At 67.4% G+C, this 20,819-nt stretch carries 17 protein-coding genes; 7 read left to right on the top strand and 10 right to left on the bottom strand.

Features of this window, described 5'->3' with window-relative positions; all coding sequences use genetic code 11:
• Positions 1-125: 125 nt before the first annotated feature.
• The 3 genes from NHG85_RS14210 to NHG85_RS14200 form a co-directional block, all read right to left on the bottom strand.
• Positions 126-905, bottom strand: a complete 780-nt coding sequence (locus NHG85_RS14210) for an ATP-binding cassette domain-containing protein (protein WP_253333480.1) — start codon at positions 903-905, stop codon at positions 126-128.
• Position 906: 1 nt separating this feature from the next.
• Positions 907-2,025: an ABC transporter permease gene (locus tag NHG85_RS14205; RefSeq protein WP_253333478.1), complete on the bottom strand. Its 1,119-nt coding sequence runs from the start codon at positions 2,023-2,025 to the stop codon at positions 907-909.
• A 70-nt stretch (positions 2,026-2,095) separates the two neighbouring features.
• Positions 2,096-3,043 carry a sugar ABC transporter substrate-binding protein gene (locus NHG85_RS14200; protein ID WP_253333475.1) on the bottom strand — a complete coding sequence of 316 codons (948 nt, stop codon included), beginning with the start codon at positions 3,041-3,043 and terminating at the stop codon, positions 2,096-2,098.
• 190 nt (positions 3,044-3,233) lie between these two features.
• Between NHG85_RS14200 and NHG85_RS14195 the strand changes: the two genes are divergently transcribed.
• Positions 3,234-4,241 carry a LacI family DNA-binding transcriptional regulator gene (locus tag NHG85_RS14195; protein ID WP_253333473.1) on the top strand — a complete coding sequence of 336 codons (1,008 nt, stop codon included), beginning with the start codon at positions 3,234-3,236 and terminating at the stop codon, positions 4,239-4,241.
• A 15-nt stretch (positions 4,242-4,256) separates the two neighbouring features.
• Here NHG85_RS14195 and NHG85_RS14190 read toward each other — a convergent pair whose 3' ends face one another.
• The 4 genes from NHG85_RS14190 to NHG85_RS14175 all read right to left on the bottom strand — a co-directional run bounded on the left by NHG85_RS14190 (position 4,257) and on the right by NHG85_RS14175 (position 8,763).
• Entirely contained in the window at positions 4,257-5,441 is a 1,185-nt protein-coding gene (locus NHG85_RS14190) for a phytanoyl-CoA dioxygenase family protein (RefSeq protein ID WP_253333471.1), read from the bottom strand.
• 160 nt (positions 5,442-5,601) lie between these two features.
• Positions 5,602-6,735 carry a Gfo/Idh/MocA family protein gene (locus NHG85_RS14185; protein ID WP_253333469.1) on the bottom strand — a complete coding sequence of 378 codons (1,134 nt, stop codon included), beginning with the start codon at positions 6,733-6,735 and terminating at the stop codon, positions 5,602-5,604.
• A gap of 11 nt (positions 6,736-6,746) precedes the next feature.
• Positions 6,747-7,640 carry a TIM barrel protein gene (locus tag NHG85_RS14180; RefSeq protein ID WP_253333467.1) on the bottom strand — a complete coding sequence of 298 codons (894 nt, stop codon included), beginning with the start codon at positions 7,638-7,640 and terminating at the stop codon, positions 6,747-6,749.
• A gap of 19 nt (positions 7,641-7,659) precedes the next feature.
• Complete coding sequence (locus tag NHG85_RS14175) at positions 7,660-8,763, bottom strand: Gfo/Idh/MocA family protein (RefSeq protein ID WP_253333465.1); 1,104 nt, start codon at positions 8,761-8,763, stop codon at positions 7,660-7,662.
• 136 nt (positions 8,764-8,899) lie between these two features.
• On the opposite strand from NHG85_RS14175, the gene iolD reads away from it, so the two are divergent.
• From iolD to iolG, 5 genes are read left to right on the top strand one after another with little or no spacing between them, the layout of a single operon-like run.
• Complete coding sequence (gene iolD, locus NHG85_RS14170) at positions 8,900-10,768, top strand: 3D-(3,5/4)-trihydroxycyclohexane-1,2-dione acylhydrolase (decyclizing) (protein ID WP_253333463.1); 1,869 nt, start codon at positions 8,900-8,902, stop codon at positions 10,766-10,768.
• Entirely contained in the window at positions 10,768-11,739 is a 972-nt protein-coding gene (gene iolC / locus NHG85_RS14165) for a 5-dehydro-2-deoxygluconokinase (protein WP_253333461.1), read from the top strand. Before iolD ends, iolC begins: the two co-directional genes overlap by 1 nt.
• Before the next feature lie 11 nt (positions 11,740-11,750).
• Complete coding sequence (locus tag NHG85_RS14160) at positions 11,751-12,608, top strand: 5-deoxy-glucuronate isomerase (RefSeq protein ID WP_253333460.1); 858 nt, start codon at positions 11,751-11,753, stop codon at positions 12,606-12,608.
• The gene (locus NHG85_RS14155) at positions 12,605-13,435 is read left to right on the top strand and encodes a class II fructose-bisphosphate aldolase (protein WP_253333458.1); all 831 of its coding nucleotides are present in this window, start codon (positions 12,605-12,607) and stop codon (positions 13,433-13,435) included. Before NHG85_RS14160 ends, NHG85_RS14155 begins: the two co-directional genes overlap by 4 nt.
• Before the next feature lies 1 nt (position 13,436).
• Complete coding sequence (gene iolG / locus NHG85_RS14150; protein WP_253333457.1) at positions 13,437-14,426, top strand: inositol 2-dehydrogenase; 990 nt, start codon at positions 13,437-13,439, stop codon at positions 14,424-14,426.
• Positions 14,427-14,458: 32 nt separating this feature from the next.
• Here the strand turns inward: iolG and scpA are convergent, their stop codons facing one another.
• Genes scpA through NHG85_RS14135 form a run of 3 tightly spaced genes read right to left on the bottom strand, consistent with a single transcriptional unit; the run spans position 14,459 to position 20,174 of the window.
• Positions 14,459-16,612 carry a methylmalonyl-CoA mutase gene (gene scpA, locus NHG85_RS14145; protein WP_253333455.1) on the bottom strand — a complete coding sequence of 718 codons (2,154 nt, stop codon included), beginning with the start codon at positions 16,610-16,612 and terminating at the stop codon, positions 14,459-14,461.
• Between the two features lie 18 nt (positions 16,613-16,630).
• A complete protein-coding gene (locus NHG85_RS14140; protein ID WP_253333453.1) occupies positions 16,631-18,661 on the bottom strand; it encodes an acetyl-CoA carboxylase biotin carboxylase subunit in 2,031 nt (676 codons plus the stop codon).
• Entirely contained in the window at positions 18,642-20,174 is a 1,533-nt protein-coding gene (locus NHG85_RS14135) for an acyl-CoA carboxylase subunit beta (RefSeq protein WP_253333451.1), read from the bottom strand. Before NHG85_RS14135 ends, NHG85_RS14140 begins: the two co-directional genes overlap by 20 nt.
• 124 nt (positions 20,175-20,298) lie before the next feature.
• Between NHG85_RS14135 and NHG85_RS14130 the strand changes: the two genes are divergently transcribed.
• Positions 20,299-20,819, top strand: a 521-nt coding sequence (locus NHG85_RS14130) for an XRE family transcriptional regulator (RefSeq protein ID WP_253333449.1), incomplete at its 3' end; no start/stop codon positions are given.

The following is a 20,819-nucleotide window of genomic DNA, read 5'->3' as shown; positions in this document are numbered from 1 at the left end:
TGCGGCGGAAGGGCTGCCGTGACCCGATCCGGCTTCGCAAAGCCGATGCGTGGAACGCAGCAGGGGCGACGGGTCCGGCACCCGTCGCCCCTGCTCGCGAGAAAACCGTTCCGCCGTCGCGCCGGTCAGACGGTGGTGCCGAGGCTCCCTTCCAGCGTCGCCAGCTCCTGGCCGCCCGCCATCATGTCCTGCAGCTCCTCGGGCGTGATCTCGCCGCGCTTGGCGGTGCCATAGGTGCGGCCCCGGTTGAGCACGGTGAAGCGGTCGCCCACCGCCATGGCATGGCGCACGTTGTGGGTGATGAAGACCACAGCCACGCCCTGCTTGCGGACCTTGTCGATGGTGGCGAGCACGTTGGCGGTCTGGCGCACGCCCAAGGCCGAGGTCGGCTCGTCGAGGATCAGCACGCGGGCGCCGAAATGCACCGCGCGGGCGATGGCGACGGTCTGGCGCTCTCCGCCCGAGAGCGTGCCGACCGCCTGATCGGGGCCGCGCAGCACGATGCCCATCTTCTCCATCTCGGTCATGGTCGTGCGGTTGGCGAGATCATGGTCGAAGAAGGAGAAGGGCCCGACCTTGCGCACCGGCTCGTTGCCCATGAAGAAGTTGCGGCTCACCGACATCAGCGGGATCATGGCGAGATGCTGGTGCACGGTGGCGATCCCGGCGGCGATGGCGTCGCGCGGATCGGCGAAGTGCATGTCGCGCCCTTCGAACAGGATCTCGCCCTTGGTCGGCTTGTGCACGCCCGAGAGCGTCTTGATGAAGGTCGACTTGCCCGCGCCGTTGTCGCCCAGAAGGCAGTGGCATTCCCCGGCATGGATATCGACCGAGACGCCGGCGAGCGCGATGACCGAGCCGAAATGCTTTTCGATGTTCTTCATCTGGATCAGGGGATCGGACATCTCAGCGCTCTCCGGTAATGATGCGGCGGATATAGGTGTTGAGGATAACGGCGAAGAGCAGGATCACCCCGAGGAACACCCGGAACAGCGAGCTTTCGACGCCCGCGAAGAACAGCCCCTGCTGGACCACGCCGAAGATCAGCGCGCCCAGGGCGGCCCCGATGACCGAACCGTAGCCGCCCGTCAGCAGCGCGCCGCCGATGACCACCGCAATGATCGCCTCGAATTCCTTGAGAAGGCCGCGGTCGGCACCGGCCGAGCCGAACTCCATCACCTGGCAGGCGGCGAAGACGGTGGCGCAGAAGGCGGTGAACATGAACATGGTGATCTTGACCCGGTTGACCGGCACGCCCGAGTTGCGCGCGGCCTCCGCGTCGCCGCCCGCGGCGAAGATCCAGTTGCCGAAGCGGGTGCGCGTCAGCAGCACGTGGCCCACCAAGACGAGGCCGAGCGCCCAGACGATCAGCATCGGGATGCCGTCGACCACGGGCTGGCCCTCACGCGTGCCGCGCTCGAAGGTGGCGATCATTCCGGCCTCGCCCATCCAGGTGAAAAAGCCCTTGCCGATGGTGCCGCCGAAGAGATTGGCGAGCCAGTCGCCCTCGGCCGCCTCGCGGATGCCGCCGATGATGGTCTTGCGCTCGATCGTCTGCGGCAGAAAGATCGTGAAGCCGCGCAGGATGAACAGGAAGGCCAGCGTCACGATGAAGCTCGGCAGCCCGGTGCGCACCACGATGAAACCGTTGAGCGCGCCGATCGAGACGCACAGCGCGAAGGTCACGAGGATCGCGATCCACATCGGCCAGCCCAGCGTCACGCCGAAGATGGCGATCATCATGCCGGCAAAACCGATCATCGAGCCGACGCTGAGGTCGAATTCCCCCGCGATCATCAGCAGGCAGGCACCAACGGCGATGATCATGAACTGCGCCGAGACGACGGACCAGTTCATGATGCCCTGGCTGTTGAACATGCCGCTGTCGAAGGCGAAGAGGCCGAAGAAGATGAACACCGCCACGGTGCCGACGATGCCGCCCAGCTCGGGCCGGATCAGCGCGCGGCGCATCGGTGAAATCTGTTTGACTCGCTCGTCCATCACGAGCTGCGGTGTATCTGCCATGGCCCAGTGACTCCGGGATTGATTGAAGGGCGGGGGCGGCGCGGGGGGAGGGGGCCGCCCCCGGGGAGGCTCAGCGGTATTCGCCGGCGAACTCTTCGACCATCTCCAGCGCGTCGGCGGTCACGAAGCCGGGGCCGGAGTTGATGTTGTTGCCCGGCAGCACGCCGTAGCGGTGGTAGTTGGTCATCACCACGACCGGCAGGTAGGCCTGCAGGAAGGGCTGCTGGTCGATGCCCCACTCGATGACGCCGTCCTTGATGCCCTGAACGATCTCGGCGCCCAGATCGAAGGTGCCGAAGTAGATGTCACCGGCAAGCCCCGTCTCGTCGAGCGCCTGCAGCGTCGGGTTGGCCGAGGTCGGCCCGAGCGCCAGCACCGCGTCGGTGTCGGGGTTGGAGGAGAGATAGGCCTGCACCCGGTTCTTGATCTCCGAGGGGTCCTGGCCGCTGTCGATCATCTGCTCGCCGAGATCGACGCCCAGGCCGTCGGCGAAACCCTGGCAGCGCTCGCTCGAGGCGGGCGAGCTGATGTAGTGGTTCACGCAAAGAAAGCTCGCGACGCCGTCATCCTTGGCGCGCTGGCCTGCGGCAAGGCCTGCGTCGTATTCGGGCTGGCCGACATACATCAGCGCGCCCAGTTCGCGCGCCTGGTCGGGCGAGCCCGAGTTCATGATGATGACGTCGACGCCGCTGTCGACGGCCGAGCGGATCGGGCCCGAGAGCACGTCGTAATCGGCCAGGGTGGTGATGATGCCGTCCGGGCCGCTGGCGGCGGCCTGCTCGATGATCCGCGCCATGTCGGCGAGATCGCCGGTCGGCGGGTTGCGGTATTCGACCTCGACATCCATCTGCTCGCCCGCCAGCGCGATGGCGTTCTTGACCGTGTTCCACCAGCTGTCGCTGTCGGGGGCATGGCTGACGAGGATGTATTTCTCGCCCTCGGCCTGGGCGGCGCTGGCGGCGATCAGCGGCGTGGCGGCGACGGTCGCGGCCAGCACCAGCTTGTGCATCGGTATCATCGGATTCTCTCTCCCTGTTGCACTCGGTATCGTCTTGGAAGAGCGGTCCTCCACCGGCCCTTCGAGTCAAAGTTAGAGCATATTCGCGCGAATAATGCAACCGGTTGCAATATGCCGTGCTGGAACTCATTCTGGTCCCGGTCGTATCATGGGGCAGGACATGAAATCGCAAGGCGGGAGGCGGGGTGGAATGGCGGTGACACTCAAGGACGTGGCCGAGCTGGCGGGGGTGTCGCGCTCGGCGGTGTCACGCAGCTTCACCGAGGGCGCCTCGGTTTCGGCGCGCACGCGCGCCAAGGTCGAGAAGGCGGCGCGCGAGCTGGGCTACAGCCCCAACGCGCTGGCCTCCTCGCTCACCACCGGGCGGACCAAGCTGATCGGGCTGGTCTCGAACAACTTCCACAACCCCGTTTTCCTGGAGGTTTTCGATCTCTTCACCCGCGGCCTGCAGGAGCGGGGGCTGCGCCCGCTTCTGGTCAATCTCTCCGACGAGATCGCACCCGAACATTCGGTGCGGATGCTGCGGCAATATTCGGTCGACGGCGCGATCGTCGCCTCATCGACCCTGCCCCCCGACTTCGCCCCCTCCTTTCACGATGCGGGCATTCCGGTGGTCAACGTCTTCGGGCGCTATGCCTCCGATCCGCGCGTGCACACGGTCGGCATCGACAACGTCGCCTGCGGGCGGCTCGCGGTGCGAAGCTTCGCCGCGCGCGGCTACCGGCGCATCGCCTTCATGGGCGGGCCGGAGAGCGCGACCTCGACCCAGGATCGCCACGCGGGTTTCATGGCCGAGCTCGCGGTGCATCCGGGCCTCGAGGCCAGCACCTCCTTCGCCAAAGCCTATTCCTTCGATGCCGGGCGGCGCGAGATGCAACGGCTGCTTCAGCAGACCCCGGCGGAGGCCTATTTCTGCGGCGATGACGTGCTGTCGATCGGCGCGCTCTCCGCGCTGCGCGATCACGGGGTGTCTGTGCCCGAAGAGGTCGGCCTTCTGGGCCTCAACGACATGGAGATGGCGGGCTGGGCGGGGATCGACCTGACGACGATTCACCAGCCGATCCGGCAGATCGTCACCTCGTCGATCGATCTGATGATGGCGATGCTGGGCGAGCCGGACCGCTATCCCGAGGCGCGGGTGTTTCCCTGCCGGATCATCGAGCGCGGCACGCTGCGCCCCCTGCCCGAGGCGGGCTGAGGGACGCAGACCCTTTCAGTGCGACCGCTTGCGCCCGGCTTGCTCGGCCAGTGCCCGCCTCAGCCGCGGCAGGTCCCAGTCCTCGGCCAGCGCCTGGCGCAGCACGTCCTGCTGGCTCGGCGGCGCCATGCCCGACAGCGGGGAGTCGATGTCGAGGTTGGCCGGGAAGGGATAGCCCTCGGCCGTGGCCGCCACCACGTTGTCGACCTCGCGCGCGCTCAGCCGTCCCGCCGCGCGCAATGCCTTCAGATCCTCGTAGACCGCGCATGAGATGCGGCCCCGGTCGACGATCTCGATCGAACGCCCATAGGCCGAGCCCACCTGCATGAGATTGGCGAAACGCTGGATGTTGCTGGTCCTGTTGTCGCCCGCGGCGTGGAAGGTCGCGGGGTTGAAGAACAGCATGTCGCCCTTCTCCAGCGGCAGCTGCACGTGTTGCTCCTCGAAGATCGCGCGAAACTGCGGCTGCAGCACCGCGATATAGCCGGGCAGATAGCTTTGCGAATAGGGCAGCAGCTTGGTCGGCCCGCTCTCGATCGGCATGTCGCTATGCGCCACCGCGCCTTGCAGCGTCAACGCGGCCGAGAGCGCGTGTTGCGACGCCGGATAGCCCCTTAGCGTTTCGACGTCCTGAAACCCCATGTGGTAATCGCGGTGCACGGTCTGCGCCTTGCCGCCGGGGCGGACGACATTGGCCTGAAAGGTGATCTGGTAACCCGAGCCCAGCCAGCTTTCGCTGACCGCGCGGGTCAGCTCGTTGGCATTGTAGCGCGCGTAGAGCGCAGGCGCCTGCAGGCACAGCTTTTCATGGGCGTTCCAGACCCGGCTGTTGGCACCCGCGGTCGCGAAATGGTCGCCCTTGCCGGTGGGGTTGGCCGCCTCGGCGCGGATGATCTCCTCCAGCTGTTCGGTGACCGCATCCAGCAGGGCGGGATCCTCATAGCCCCTGCGGATGGCGATGATGCCGGGGCCCGACAGGAAGGCGCGGTTCCATTCCGCCATTACCGGCCGCGCCGTGGCGGGATCGGTCATGGCCCGACGCAGAACGTCGCCGTCATAGATGGGAATGTTCTTCGCGATCTCCGCCGCATGCGGATACGCCGCGGCCTGCGTCTGCCGGGCAATGTGGCGTTTGAAGTCCTCGGGATCGCAGTCCCTCTCGTCCAGCCATACCCTGGCCTCGCCTTGCCGATCGAGCATCGTGTCTCCTCCCATGGTCGCGTGTTGCACTGCCGGCTCCGGAGGCCGGACCCGAACCGGGCGGCCAGCGCGACGCTTCATCCGCGTCGGGGCTCCGGCGGACCCAGACGCATCGCGTCGCATCGGGCGGGGCGGTGTGGTGCCCGCCCCGCCCGGCCGCTCAGCGGAACATCGGCGGGCGCGCGTCGACCCAGGCGCCGTTGTCGCGCGCCGAGGCCACGGCCTGATGCACCGCCGCCATCGAGCGGACACCGGCCTCGGCATCGGGCAGCCCGTCGCGCGCCTCGCCCGAGATCGCATCCGCGAGATCGCAATAGATGTTGGCCACGGCCAGCGGAAAGCCCTCGGGATGGGCGATCGACACCCGGCTCAGGCGCTGTGCCTCGGCATGCAGCCCCGCCTCGCCCTTTTCAATGATCTGCGTGCGCCCGCCCACGGGCGTGTAGAGCAGCTGGTTGGGCTGTTCGGACATCCAGCGCAGACCGCCGGTCTCCCCGAAGATCTGGATATCGAAGCCGTGCTGCCGCCCGATCGCCACCGACGAGGTCCACAGCCGCCCGACCGTCCCGCCCGCGAGGCGGAAGTTGACCATCGCGTCATCCTCGAGCTCGCGGCTGGGAATGGTCGAGGCGAAATCGGCAGAAAGCCTTTCGACCTCGTCGTCGCAGACGAAGCTCGCCATGTGCAGCGCATGGATGCCGCAATCGGCGAACTGCCCCGAGACTCCCGCCATCTTCGGATCATAACGCCAGCGCACGCGCGGATTGTCGGCATCGCCCGCATCGCCGTGGTGGCCATGGCTGAAGTTGGTGACGACGAGCCGCACCCGGCCCAGCTCGCCCGCGCGCACCATGGCGCGCGCCTGCCGGACCATCGGATAGGCCGAGTAGCAGTAGTTGACGGCGCAGATCCGGCCTGCCTTACGGGCCACGCGCACGATCTCCTCGCCCTCTTCCACGGTGAGCGTCATCGGCTTTTCGCACAGGACATTGAAGCCCGCTTCGAGAAAGGCCTTGGTGATCTCGAAATGCGTGGCGTTGGGCGTGGCCACGGTGACAAGGTCGATCCGGTCGTCACGACCCTTTTCGCCCGCCAGCATCTCGGTCCAGTCACCGTAGGCGCGGTCCTCGGCGATGCCGAGCCGCTGCGCATAGGCGCGGCCCTCCTCGGGCCGGTGATCCAGCGCGCCGGCGGCAAGGGCAAAGCGCCCGTCGGCCAAGGCGCCCAGCCGGTGCGCGGGCCCGATCTGGCTGCCTTCGCCGCCGCCGATCATGCCCCAGTTCAGTTTCGTCATCTCCGTGCCCCTCAGTTGAAGCCGATGGATTCGAGGTATTCGCGGTTCTTGCGCGCATCCCCCAGCGTGTCGGGGTCGAGTGTCGGGTCGCAATCCTGCTCGACCGTGCACCAGCCTTGGAAGTCATTGTCCAGAAGCACCTGCCGCACGGCTTCGAAATCGACGTCGCCCTCGCCCAGATTGCAAAAGATCCCCTGTCCGCAGGCATCGTAGAAGCCGGTCCGGCTCTCGATCACCCGCGCTTTGACCGATGGGTCTATGTCCTTGAAGTGCATGTAGGAAATTCGGTCGATATGCTTTTTCATGAAGGCCACCGGATCGAAACCCGCATAGGAGTGATGCCCGGTGTCGAAGCAGATCTTGAGGATCTTCTCGTCCACCTCCTCCAGCAGCCGCTCCAGCTCAGGCTCGAAATCCATGAAGCCCGCGGCATGGGCGTGAATGCCCACGGTCAGCCCGTATTCCTCGGCGCCGATGCGCGCGGATTCGGCGATCCGGTCGCGATAGGCGGCCCATTCGGCGCGGTCCATCTGCTCGGCCTCATCTGCGCGCCCGGCAGTCGGCGCGCGGCGCGGCGAGATCGAATCGATCAGCACCAGGTGCTGCGCGCCATGCGCCTTCAGCGCCTTCGCCGTGCGGTGGGTGGCGTCGAGCACGTCCTCCCAGGCGTCGGGGTCGTGATAGGGGCGAAACACCACCCCGCCGATAAGCTCCAACCCGTGCCGCTCCAGCCCGTCGCGCAGGAGTGCCGGATCCTCGGGCATGAAGCCCACCGGGCCAAGCTCGATCCCCTTGTAGCCCGCCGCCGCGCATTCCTCGAGCACGTGCTGCCACGTCGGATTGCGCGGATCGGCGGCGAACTCCACGCCCCATGAGCACGGGGCGTTGCCAATTCTGATGGTCATGTCTCGATGTCTCCCGTTCTCAGTAATCTGCGAGGTCTTTCCAGGCCTCGTCTCGTGCCGAGGCCAGCGTTGCGGCGATCACCCGGTTGACCTCGTGCCCGTCGCGGAACGTCGGCCAGAGCGGCGCGCCGCTCGCGATCGCGGTCAGGAAATCCTTGGCCTCGATGATGATCTGGTCCTGATAGCCGGTGCCATGCCCGGGCCCCTGGCAGAAGGGGGCATAATCAGGATGCGCCGGGCCAGTCAGGATCTTGGTGAAACCGCGCGTCGCCTCCGGCCCCTCCATCCGGTAGAGCCAGAGCGCGTTCTGATCCTCCTGATCGAAGCGGATCGCGCCCTTGGTGCCGGTGATCTCGTAGGCGTAGCCCATCTTGCGCCCCGTCGCGACGCGGCTGAAATACATCTGCCCCATGGCGCCATTGCCAAAGCGGCACATGAGCTGCGCGTGGTCGTCATTGCTGACCTCGCCGCCGGGGCGGCTGCGATGCACCGTCTCATGGGTGCCCATGACGCGCGAGATCGGCCCCATCAGCGCCAGAGCGGCATTGATCATGTGCGGCGCGAGATCGCCCATCGTGCCATTGGCCATGCCGGTGGTGCGCCACGTAGCCGGGGCGGCGGGATCGGCATAGAAATCTTCCGTATGCTCGCCGCGAAACCAGGTGATCTTGCCGATCGCGCCTTCGGCGATCAGCTGGCGGGCGAACTGGCTCGCAGGCGTGCGGATGTAGTTGAAGCCGACCATGTTGACCACGCCCGCGGCCTCTGCGGCGGCCACCATCGCGGCGCTGTCCTTAATCGAGGCGCCCAAGGGTTTTTCGCAGAACACCGGCTTGCCGAGCGCGAAAGCGGCCTCGGCGATCTCGCGGTGGGTTTCCTGTGGCGTGGCGATCACCACGGCTTCGACCTTCGGATCCTCGACGAGGGCGCGCCAGTCATCGGTGCCGCGCTCGAATCCGTAGGCGGCGCGGTAGCGCTCGGCGCTCTCGGCGCTCGTCGCGCAGACCATCTCGAGCCGGGGCTTGAGCGCGGTGTCGAAGATCGCGCCGACTGACGACATGGCCACCGCATGCGCCTTGCCCATGTAGCCGCCGCCCAGAATGCCGATCCCGATCCGTGCCATCATCACCCTCCCCATGTCTTTTTGGTTTTGCAACCGGTTGCAAAAGATGTATCGTAGGTCTAGATATCCCGCAAGCATGATTTCGGCAGGGATCGGAAATACAGGGGCCGGAATTTCCCAGGGAGGGTTCGCAGAAATGACTTCGATACAAGGCACTATCCGCCTGACCACGGCACAGGCCATCATCCGCTGGCTGGCCAGCCAGTATATCGAGATCGATGGGGAGGAGCTGCGCGTCTGCGGTGGTGGATTCGGCATTTTCGGCCATGGCAACGTCACCTGCCTCGGCGAGGCGCTGCACGGCATGCAGGACGAGCTGCCGCTTTATCGCGGGCAGAACGAGCAGGGCATGGGCTTTGCCGCCGCCGGTTACGCCAAGCAGTGGCTGCGTCAGCGCTTCATGTTCTGCACCGCCAGCGCCGGCCCCGGCACGATGAACCTGCTCACCGCCGCGGGCCTCGCCCATGCCAACCGGCTGCCGATGCTGATGCTGTGCGGCGACGGCTTTCTCACCCGGCTGCCCGACCCGGTGCTGCAGCAGATGGAGAATTACGGCGATCCGACCTTCGGCGTGAACGACGCCTTCAAGCCGGTGGTGCGCTACTGGGACCGGATCACCCATCCCGCGCAGGTGATCCAGTCGCTGCCCGCCGCCCTCGCCACGCTGCTCGATCCGGCCGATTGCGGCCCGGCCTTCATCGGCTTGCCGCAGGATGTGCAGGGCTGGGCCTGGGACTTCCCCGAGGAGCTGTTCGCGAAGAAGGTCCACCGCATCCGCCGCATCGCCCCGGACGAGGCCGAGGTCGTGGATGCGCGCGAGGCCCTGCGCGCCGCGAAACGCCCGATGATCATCGCGGGTGGCGGCGTGCAGTATTCCCGTGCCGCCCAAGACCTCGCCGCCTTCGCCGAGGCGCATCGCATCCCGGTGGTCGAAACCATCGCGGGCCGGGCGAACCTTCTGGCGGACCACCCGCTCAACATCGGGCCCATCGGCGTCACCGGCTCGGACAGCGCCAATGCCATCGCGGCTGAAGCTGACCTGATCCTTGCCGTCGGCACGCGGCTTCAGGATTTCACCACCGGCTCCTGGACCGCCTTCGACGAGCGCGCGCAGATCGTGGCGATCAATGCCGCGCGGCACGACGCGGGCAAGCACCGCGCGCTGCCGATCGTGGGCGATGCCAAGCGGTCGCTGCAGGCGCTGGGGCAGGGGCTCGACTACGCCGCCCCCGCCGAATGGGTGGAAAAGGCGCAGGCCGAGCGGCGCGGCTGGGACGAGTACGTCGCCCAGAACGTCAAGCCGGGCAACCGCCCCAACTCCTACGCGCAGGCGATCGGCGTGGTGAACGATCTGTGTCACAAGCGCGACCGGATCGTCGCCGCGGCGGGCGGGCTTCCGGCGGAGGTCACGGCCAACTGGCGCACGCTGGGGATCGGCACGGTCGACGTCGAGTTCGGCTTTTCCTGCATGGGCTACGAGATCTCGGGCGCCTGGGGCGCGCGGATCGCCCAAGAACAGCGCGAGCCCGAGCGTGATACCATCGTCTTCATCGGCGACGGCTCCTACATGATGATGAACAGCGATCTCTACTCCTCTGTTCTCAGTCGTAAAAAGCTGATCGTGCTGGTGCTCGACAACGGTGGCTTCGCCGTCATCAACAAGCTGCAGAACAACACCGGCAACGAGAGCTTCAACAACCTGCTCGCCGATTGCCCGACCATTCCCGAGCCTTTCGCCGTCGATTTCGAAGCGCATGCAAGGTCGCAGGGCGCCGAGGCGGTGACGGTCGAGACCCCGGCCGAGCTGGGCGAAGCGTTCCGCCGCGCGCAAGAGAGCGATCGCAGCCAAGTCATCGTCATGAAGGTCGACCCCTACGAGGGCTGGACCACCGAAGGCCACGCCTGGTGGGAGGTCGGCACGCCGGAAGTCACGACGAGCGATAGGGTCCGCGAAGGCCACGAGAACCAGGAACGCGGCCGCGCGCGCCAAAGGCGGGGGGTGTGATGCTTGAGAGATTGAAGGGACGCCGCTTTCTGGTGATCGGCCGGGTCGGCATGGATCTTACGCCGACGCCGCCCGGCACCCGCACCCGCGCGGCGCGCGAGATGATGGTCTCGATGGGCGGCAGCTCGGCCAATATCGCCGCCGGTCTCGTGAAGCTCGGCTGCAGCGCCTCTCTGGTGACCTGCGTGTCGGACGACGCGGTGGGCTGGTATTGCGAGGACCAGCTCGACGCCTACGGTATCGACCGCCGCCATGTGCGCCGGGTGCAGGGCGAGGAGCGCACCTCGCTCGCCCTCGTCGAGGCGCGCGTCGAAGAGCACCAGAGCGTCATCTACCGCAACAACGCCGCCGATTTCCGCATGGACGTCGCGGATGTCGAGGCGGTGGATTACGCCGGTTTCGACGCGGTGATCACCGCCGGCACGGTGTTCGCCGCCGAGCCCTCGCGCGCGGCGGCCTTCCGCGCCTTCGAACTGGCGCGCGAGGCCGGGCTGCCGGTGATCTTCGACGTGGATTACCGCCCCTACAGCTGGCCCTCGCCGCAGGTCGCCTCTGAGGTGCTGAGCCGCGCAGGCGACATGTCGGACGTGATCGTCGGCAATGACGAGGAGTTCGGCTTCATGGCGGGCGGGATCGACAATGGCTTTGCCCATGCCCGCGTGCTCTCAAAGGCCGCCGAGCTCGTGGTCTACAAGATGGGCCACAAGGGCGCGGTGACCTTCGCGGGCGGCGAGGAGCTGCGCACCGGCATCTACGAAGTGGACGCGCTCAAACCCACCGGTGCGGGCGACAGCTTCATGGCCGGTCTGATCGCGGGCTTCGCCGAGGGGCGCCCCTTGCGCGAGGCGGTGCTGCGCGGCTCGGCCTGCGCCTCCATCGTCGTGGCCAAGCCCGGCTGCGCCCCCGCCATGCCCGATCCGGCCGAACTCAAGGCCTTTCTCGACACCCATTCCGGCCCAACGCAAGGCTGAAAGGATATTCCATGCACATCGCACCCCATGACAACCGCAACCAGCCCATCGTCGATGCCGAGCACGACCTGGTGCCGCTCAACTACTTCAACATCGTCAAGCTGAAGCAGGGCGAAAGCTTCGACTATGCCGTGCCGGGATACGAGACCTGCATCGTGCCCGCGACCGGCACCGTCGATGTCGATGTCGACGGCATGGGCTTCGAGAAGCTCGGTCGCCGCGGCGTCGATGTCTGGGACGGCGAGCCCGAGGGGGTCTATGTCCCCGTCGGCGCGCAGGCCCGCATCACCTGCCGCAGCGAAGCCACGGAGGTCTTCATCGCGGGCGCGAAATACGACCGCGTGCTCGAGCCCTTCGACGTGCGCGAGGCCGAGCTCGACATGGTGCAATACGGCTCGGACGACACCAAGACGCATCGCAAGATCAAGCACATCCTCGGTGCCAAGCAGCATGACAAGGTGGGCCGCCTGCTGGTGAGCGAGCTTTACACCGTGGGGCAGGGCGGATGGTCCGGCTTTCCCAGCCACAAGCACGACACCGACCGGCGCGGCGACGACGGTGAGATGATCGAGACCCGCCACGACGAGACCTACAACTTCCGCTTCCGCCCGGATTACGGCTCGGGGCTGCAGATGCTCCAGCGCGAGGACAACGAGCCGGGCGACGCCTATCACATCGTGAACGGCTCCACGATCCTGATCGACAAGGGCTATCACCCCTGCGCCGTGCTGCCGGGCTACGAGATGTACTATTTCACCATCCTCGGCGGTCTGAGCCAGCGCAGCCTCAAGCAATATTTCCAGCCGACCCATGCCGAGCAGCTGCACACGATCCCGGGGATCATGGACATGGTGGCGAAGTTCAAATGACGCTCGCCACGCTTTCCGACGTCCTGCAGCCTGCGCTGAGGGAGGGTCACGCCGTGGCCGGCCTCGTCACGCTGGGCTGGGAGGACATGCGCGCCTATGTCGCCGCCGCAGAGGCCGAGGGTGTGCCGGTGATCCTTCAGGCCGGGCCGTCCTGCCGCAAGCACACGCCGCTGCCCGTGCTGGGCGCGATGTTCCGGCATTTGGCCGAGGCGGCGTCCGTCCCGGTGGTGGCGCATCTCGACCATGGCTACACCGAGGCCGAATGCCGCGAGGCGATCGAAGCGGGCTTCACCTCGGTGATGTTCGACGGCTCGCGCCTGCCGCTCGAGGACAACATCGCGCAGACCGCCGCCATCGCGCGCATGGCGCATGAGGCGGGCGTCTCCTGCGAAGGCGAGATCGGCTTCGTCGGCTATGCGGGCGGCGAGGGCTCGGCCGGGACGGACCCCGAGGAGGCCGCGCGTTTCGCGCGCGAAACATCCGTCGATGCCATGGCGATCTCGGTCGGCAACACGCATCTGCAGCAGGGGCGCGAGGGCGGGCTCGACGAGGCCCGCATCCGCGAGATCGAGGCGCTGTGCGAGGTGCCCTTGGTGATCCACGGCGGCTCGGGCGTGCCATCCGCGCAGCGCCGGGCGCTGGCGCGCGGTTCGCGCATCGCCAAGTTCAACATCGGCACCGAGCTGCGCATGGTGTTCGGGCGCGAGCTGCGCGAGGCTCTTGCGCGCGATACCGAGAGATTCGACAGGGTGGCGATCCTGTCGCAGTTGCACGACCCGCTCGTCGCCGCCACGCGCGGCGTGCTGCGTGATTTCAAGGGAGCATGAGATGCTGAACATCGGGATTTTGGGCTGCGGCCGCATCGGCCGGGTCCATGCCGCCTCGCTGGCCGCGATGGAGGACGCGCGCGTCGCCGCCGTGGCCGATGCCGTGCCCGAGGCGGCGCAGGCCTTGGCCGAAGCCTGCGGCGCGCGGGCGATGAGCGCCGAGGCGCTGATTGAGGATGCGGGCGTCGATGCGGTGGTGATCGGCACGCCGACCCATACGCATTACGACCTGATCCACGCGGCCGCCCGCGCCGGAAAGGCGATCCTGTGCGAAAAGCCGGTCGATCTTTCGGCCGAGCGCATCCGCGCCTGCATGGCGGCGGTCGAAGCGGCGGGCGTGCCCTTCATGACCGCCTTCAACCGCCGCTTCGATCCGAACTTCGCCGCCATCGGCGCGCGCATCGCGGCGGATGAGATCGGTGCGGTGGAGATGGTGACGATCCTGTCGCGCGATCCCAGCCTGCCGCCGCCTTCCTATATCGAAGGGTCGGGCGGCATCTTTCGGGACATGATGATCCACGATCTCGACATGGCGCGGTTCCTTTTGGGCGAAGAGCCGGTGACGGTCTATGCCGTCGGCGCGGCGCTGGTCGATCCCGAGATCGGCGCGATGGGCGATGCCGACACGGCGGCGGTGACGCTGACCACCGTCTCGGGCCGGATCTGCCAGATCTCCAACTCGCGTCGCGCGAGCTATGGCTACGACCAGCGGATCGAGGTGCACGGCGCAAAGGCGATGCTGCGCGCCGACAACATGCTGCGCGACACGGTCGAGATGGCCGGGCCGCAGGGCTTCACCCGCGCGCCCGCGCAGGACTTTTTCCTCGAACGCTACGCCGCCGCCTATGCTGCCGAGATGCGGCACTTCGTGGACTGTGTGGCGCAGGGGCGCAAGATCGCCCCGAGCCTCGCCGATGGCCTGCGCGCGCAGCTTCTGGCCGATGCGGCCGATCTGTCCTGGCGCGAGGGGCGCGTCGTGCGGCTCGACTGACCGGGCCGCACCCGCTCGCCTTCTTCGGGCGTCTAGGCGCCCGAAGCCCGGCTTGCATCCTTGCGCACCATCGACAGGATCTTCGAGGCCGCCTCGGGGATGTTCGTCCCCGGCCCGAAGATCGCCGCGACCCCGGCCTCCTTGAGCATCGCGTGGTCCTGATCGGGGATGACCCCGCCGCAGACCACGAGGATTTCGCCCGCGCCTTGTTCGCGCAACGCGGCCACCAGCTTGGGCGCCAGCGTGCGGTGCCCCGCCGCCTGGCTGGAGATGCCGACCACGTGCACGTCGTTGTCGAGCGCGTCCTGCGCCGCCTCCTCGGGCGTCTGGAACAGCGGCCCCATGTCGACGTCGAAGCCCAGATCGGCGAATGCGGTGGCGATGACCTTGGCACCGCGGTCGTGCCCGTCCTGCCCCATCTTGACCACCAGCATGCGCGGGCGGCGGCCCTCGGCCTCGGCAAAGGCGTCGATCTCGGCGCGGATCTTCTCGAAGCCCGCGTCGCCCTCATAGGCCTTGCCGTAGACGCCCGCGAGCGTCTTGACCTCGGCCCGGTGCCGCCCGAAGACCTTTTCCATCGCCATGCTGATCTCTCCCACAGTGGCACGGGCGCGGGCGGCGGCGACCGCCGCTTCGAGCAGGTTGCCGTCTTCGCGCGCCGCCGCTTCCAGCGCGGCCAGCGCCGCGTCGCAGGCCGGCTGATCCCGCTCGGCCCGGATCCTCTCCAGCCGCGCCACCTGACCTTCGCGCACCTTGACGTTGTCGATGTCGAGGATGTCGATCGGGTCCTCGCGCTCCTTGCGGTATTTGTTGACCCCGACGATCACCTGCTCGCCCCGGTCGATCAGCGCCTGCCGCTTGGCCGCCGTCTCCTCGATCCGAAGTTTGGGCATGCCGGACGCCACCGCCTTGGTCATGCCGCCCAGACCCTCGACCTCCTCGATCAGCGCCCAGGCCTTCTCCGCCAGCTCATTGGTCAGGCTTTCGACATAGTAGGAGCCCGCCAGCGGATCGACGACATCGGTGATGCCGGTCTCTTCTTGCAGGATCAGCTGGGTGTTGCGGGCGATGCGGGCCGAGAAATCGGTGGGGAGGGCGATCGCCTCGTCGAGCGCGTTGGTATGCAGCGACTGGGTGCCGCCGAGGACCGCCGACAGCGCCTCATAGGCGGTGCGCACCACGTTGTTGTAGGGGTCCTGCGCCTGCAGGCTGACGCCCGAGGTCTGGCAATGGGTGCGCAGCATCAGGGACTTGGGGTCCTTGGGTTCGAACTCCTCCATGATCCGGTGCCACAGGAGGCGCGCAGCGCGCAGCTTCGCCGCCTCCATGAAGAAGTTCATGCCGATCGCGAAGAAGAAGCTCAGCCGCCCGGCGAAGCGGTCCACATCCATGCCGCGGGCGATGGCGGCGCGCACGTATTCGCGCCCGTCGGCCAGGGTGAAGGCCAACTCCTGCACGAGATCGGCCCCCGCCTCCTGCATGTGATAGCCCGAGATCGAGACCGAGTTGAACTTCGGCATGTGGTCGGCGGTGTATTCGATGATGTCGGCCACGATCCGCATCGAGGGCTCGGGCGGATAGACGTAAGTATTGCGGACCATGAACTCCTTGAGGATGTCGTTCTGGATCGTGCCCGAGAGCTTCTCCACCGGGACGCCCTGCTCCTCGCCCGCGACGATGAAGCTGGCGAGGATCGGGATCACCGCGCCGTTCATCGTCATGGAGACCGACACCTCGCCGAGCGGGATGCCGTCGAACAGGATCTTCATGTCCTCGACGCTGTCGATCGCCACGCCCGCCTTGCCGACATCGCCCTCGACGCGGGGATGGTCGCTGTCATAGCCGCGATGGGTGGCCAGATCGAAGGCCACCGAGACGCCCTGCTGCCCGCCCGCGAGCGCCCGGCGGTAGAAGGCGTTCGATTCCTCGGCCGTGGAGAAGCCCGCGTATTGCCGGATCGTCCAGGGGCGGCCCGCATACATGGTCGAGCGGACGCCGCGCGCATAGGGCGCCTCGCCGGGCATGGCGTCCAGGTGCGAAAGCCCTTCGAGATCGCCCGGGTCGTAGACCGGCTTCAGCTCGATGCCCTCCAGCGTGTCGCGCCTCAGCCCCTCGGGGTCGCGCCCCTTGAGCTCCTTTTGCGCGCGCGCGGCCCATGCGGCGCGGCGGTCGCTGGTCTCGGTCATGTCATGGCCCTCCCAGGCTCATTCGAATTCCATGATGGTCTGATCGACCGATAGGCTGTCGCCCGCCGCCGCGTGCAGCTTGGCCACCTTGAGCTTGCGCTCGGCCCGCAGCACGTTCTCCATCTTCATCGCCTCGACGGTGCAGAGCGGCTGGCCCTCCTCGACCTCCTGCCCCTCGGTGACATCCACATGCACCACCACCCCCGGCATCGGACACAAGAGCAGCTTCGACGTATCGGCGGCCTGTTTTTCCGGCATCAGCGCCGCCAGCTCGGCCTGTCGCGGCGTGTGCACGGCGACGTCGAGCTCGGCACCGCGATGGCGGATGCGGAAGCCCGCGATGCGCGGCTCGACCTTGAGTACCATCGCGCTGCCATCGACCGTGAGCCGCGCCAGCCGCATGCCGGGCGTCCAGTCGCCCCCGATGCGCATCACGGTGCCGTCTTCGAAGCGCACATCGGTCGCGCCCGTCCCGGCCTCCAGCGTCACCGCGTGGCTCTCACCCGCGATCCGCACGACGAAGGCTTCGCCCACGCGGCGCTCATGATTGTCGATCCGGCCCGAGATGCGGGCGCGGCGGATCTCCTCGATCCGCTGCAGCGTGGCGCAGGCGGCGGCGATCCGGCGCAGCGTGTCGCCCGGCAGTGCCACCCCGCCAAAGCCCTCGGGCCATTCCTCGGCGATGAAGCCGGTGTGGATCTCGCCCGAGCGGAATTTCGGATGCGCCATGACCGCCGAGAGGAACGGCAGGTTGTGGCCGATCCCGTCGAGCTCGAAGCCGTCGAGCGCGCGCTCCATCGCGTCGATGGCCCGGGCACGGTCGGGCGCCCATGTGCAGAGCTTGGCGATCATCGGGTCGTAATGCATCGAGATCTCGCCGCCCTCGGCGACGCCGGTATCGTTGCGCACGACCTCCGTTTGAGAGGCGAACTCCTGCGGCGGGCGGTAGCGGGTCAGACGCCCGATCGAGGGCAGGAAACCGCGATAGGGGTCCTCGGCATAGAGCCGGCTCTCGATCGCCCAGCCATTGAGCTCAATGTCGTCCTGCACGAAGGGCAGCGGGTCGCCCGCGGCCACGCGGATCATCTGCTCGACGAGGTCGATGCCGGTGATCAGCTCGGTCACCGGATGCTCGACCTGCAGCCGGGTGTTCATCTCCAGAAAGTAGAAATTGCGATCGGCATCGACGATGAACTCGACCGTGCCCGCGCTCTCGTAACCCACCGCCTTGGCGAGCGCGCAGGCCTGCGCGCCCATGGCGGCGCGGGTCTGCGCGTCGAGGAAGGGCGAGGGCGCCTCTTCGACGACCTTCTGGTTGCGGCGCTGGATCGAGCATTCGCGCTCGCCCAGATGGATGCAGTTGCCGTGCTTGTCGGCCAGCACCTGGATCTCGATATGGCGCGGGCCCACGACGAACTTCTCGATGAAGATGCGGTCGTCGCCGAAGGACGACGCCGCCTCGCGCTTGGAGGCCTCGAAGCCCTCTCGCGCCTGATCGTCGTCATGGGCGATGCGCATGCCCTTGCCGCCACCGCCGGCGCTGGCCTTGATCATCACCGGATAGCCGATCTGGCGCGCAATCTTCACCGCGTCCTCGGCATCTTCGATCAGCCCCATATGGCCCGGCACGGTGGAGACGCCCGCCTCCGCGGCGATCTTCTTTGAGGCGATCTTGTCGCCCATCTTGTCGATCGCCCCTGCCGGGGGACCGACGAAGACCACGCCTCGCTCGGCCAGCGCGCGGGCGAACTTCGGGTTCTCGGAGAGAAAGCCATAGCCGGGATGCACCGCCTCGGCGCCGGTCTCCTCTATCGCGCGCAGCACGCGCTCCATGTCGATATAGGACTGCGCCGCCGGCGCGGGCCCGATCTCCACGGCGCGGTCGGCCATGGCGACATGCACCGCGTCGCGGTCGGCCTCGGAATGCACCGCGATCGTCTCGATCCCCATCGCGCGGGCTGAGCGGATCACCCGGCAGGCGATCTCGCCGCGGTTGGCGACGAGCAGGCTGCGGAACGGGGGGCGCGCCTCAGAGCGGGATGTTGTCATGCTTCCTCCACGGGTTCTCGAGGCGCTTGTTGCGCAGGGCGGCAAAGGCGCGAGCGGCGCGGCGGCGGGTGGCGCGCGGCATGATGACTTCGTCGATGAAGCCGCGCTCGGCCGCGACGAAGGGGTTGGCGAAGCGGTCCTCGTAATCCTTGGTGCGCGCCGCGATCTTGTCCGGGTCGCCGAGCTCGGAGCGATAGAGGATCTCCGCTGCACCCTTGGCCCCCATCACCGCGATCTGCGCGGTGGGCCAGGCATAGTTCACATCGCCGCGCAGATGCTTGGAGGCCATGACGTCATAGGCGCCGCCGTAAGCCTTGCGGGTGATGACGGTGACCTTGGGCACTGTGGCCTCGCCGTAGGCGAAGAGGAGCTTCGCGCCGTGCTTGATGACACCGCCCAGCTCCTGCCCCGTTCCGGGCAGGAAGCCCGGCACGTCGACCAAGGTCAGGATCGGGATCTCGAAGGCGTCGCAGAAGCGCACGAAGCGCGCGGCCTTGCGGCTGCTGTCGATATCGAGACAGCCCGCCAGCACCATCGGCTGGTTGGCGACCACGCCGACGGTCTGGCCTTCGAGCCGGATGAAGCCGGTCAGGATGTTCTTGGCGAACTCGGCCTGCATCTCGAGGAAATCGCCCTCATCGGCGATCTTGGTGACCAGCTCGTGCATGTCGTAGGGCTGGTTGGGATTGGCGGGGATCAGGCTGTCGAGGCTCGGCTCTTCGCGCGCGGGGTCGTCGAAGAAGGGGCGCTTGGGTGCCTTCTCGCGGTTGTTGAGCGGCAGGAAATCGATGAGCCGCCGCGCCTCCAGAAGCGCCTCGACGTCGTTCTCGAAGGCCGCGTCGGCGACGCTCGACTTGCGCGCATGGGTGAGCGCGCCGCCCAGCTCCTCAGCGGTGACCACCTCACCGGTCACCGTCTTCACCACGTCGGGGCCGGTGACGAACATATAAGAGCTGTCCTTCACCATGTAGATGAAGTCGGTCATGGCGGGGGAATAGACGGCGCCGCCCGCGCAGGGGCCCATGATCAGCGAGATCTGCGGCACCACGCCCGAGGCCAGCACGTTGCGCTGGAACACCTCGGCGTAGCCGCCAAGCGAGGCCACACCCTCCTGGATGCGGGCACCGCCCGAGTCGTTGATCCCCACCACCGGCGCGCCGTTGCGCATGGCCATGTCCATGATCTTGCAGATCTTCTGGGCATGGGTCTCGGAGAGCGATCCGCCGAAGACGGTGAAATCTTGGCTGAAGACATAGATCATCCGGCCATTGACCGTGCCCCAGCCGGTGACGACGCCGTCGCCCGCGGGGCGGCTGTCCTCCATCCCGAAATCGGTGCAGCGGTGGGCGACGAACATGTCGTATTCCTCGAAGCTGCCCTCGTCGAGCAGCAGCTCGATCCGCTCGCGCGCGGTCAGCTTGCCCTTGGCATGCTGCGCCGCGATGCGCTTTTCGCCCCCGCCCTGTCGGGCCGAAGCGCGGCGCTCTTCGAGCTCGCGCAAAATCTCTTGCATCGGCGTCCTCCTTCACGCGCCAGCCTAATGAAACTGCGGTGGGTCTTCCCAGAGCGATTGCGCGAATTTGCAAACTCGGCATTATGCAGAGCAGATTTTTTGCAAATCAGCAAAGTGGGGCAAGATGGCGGTTCAGAAGCATTACGCGGGCACGCAGCTGCGCGAGCTGCGCGGGCGGCTGGGGCTGACTCAGAAGCTCTTTGCCGAGCGGCTTGGAGTCTCGCTGCCCTATCTGAACCAGATGGAGAACAACAACCGCCCCGTCTCGGCCGGGGTGGTGCTGGCGCTGGCGCGCGAGTTCGGCTTCGACGTGACCGAGCTGACCTCGGGCGAGGAGATCCGGCTCGCCTCCGACATGCGCGAGGCGCTGGCCGACCCGGTGCTCAGCGGCAGCCAGCCCGGCGTGGCCGATCTGCGCATGGTGGCGGCCAACGCGCCCTCGGTCGCGCGCGCGCTACTCGATCTGCACGCCGCCTATCGCCGCGCGCAGGACCGGCTCGCCTCCTTCGACGAGGCATTGGGCCGCGCGGGCAGCACCGCCTCACCATGGGAGGAGGTGCGCGATTTCTTCCATTACTGCGACAACTACATCGACGCGATCGACCGCGCCGCCGAAGGCTTTGCCCGCCGGGCCGGGGCCGGGGG

This window comes from Limimaricola litoreus, assembly GCF_024159025.1.
Classification (GTDB): domain Bacteria; phylum Pseudomonadota; class Alphaproteobacteria; order Rhodobacterales; family Rhodobacteraceae; genus Limimaricola; species Limimaricola litoreus.
The sequence above is the reverse complement of the archived record's forward strand: the minus strand, read 5'-3'. Positions and strand labels throughout refer to the sequence as shown.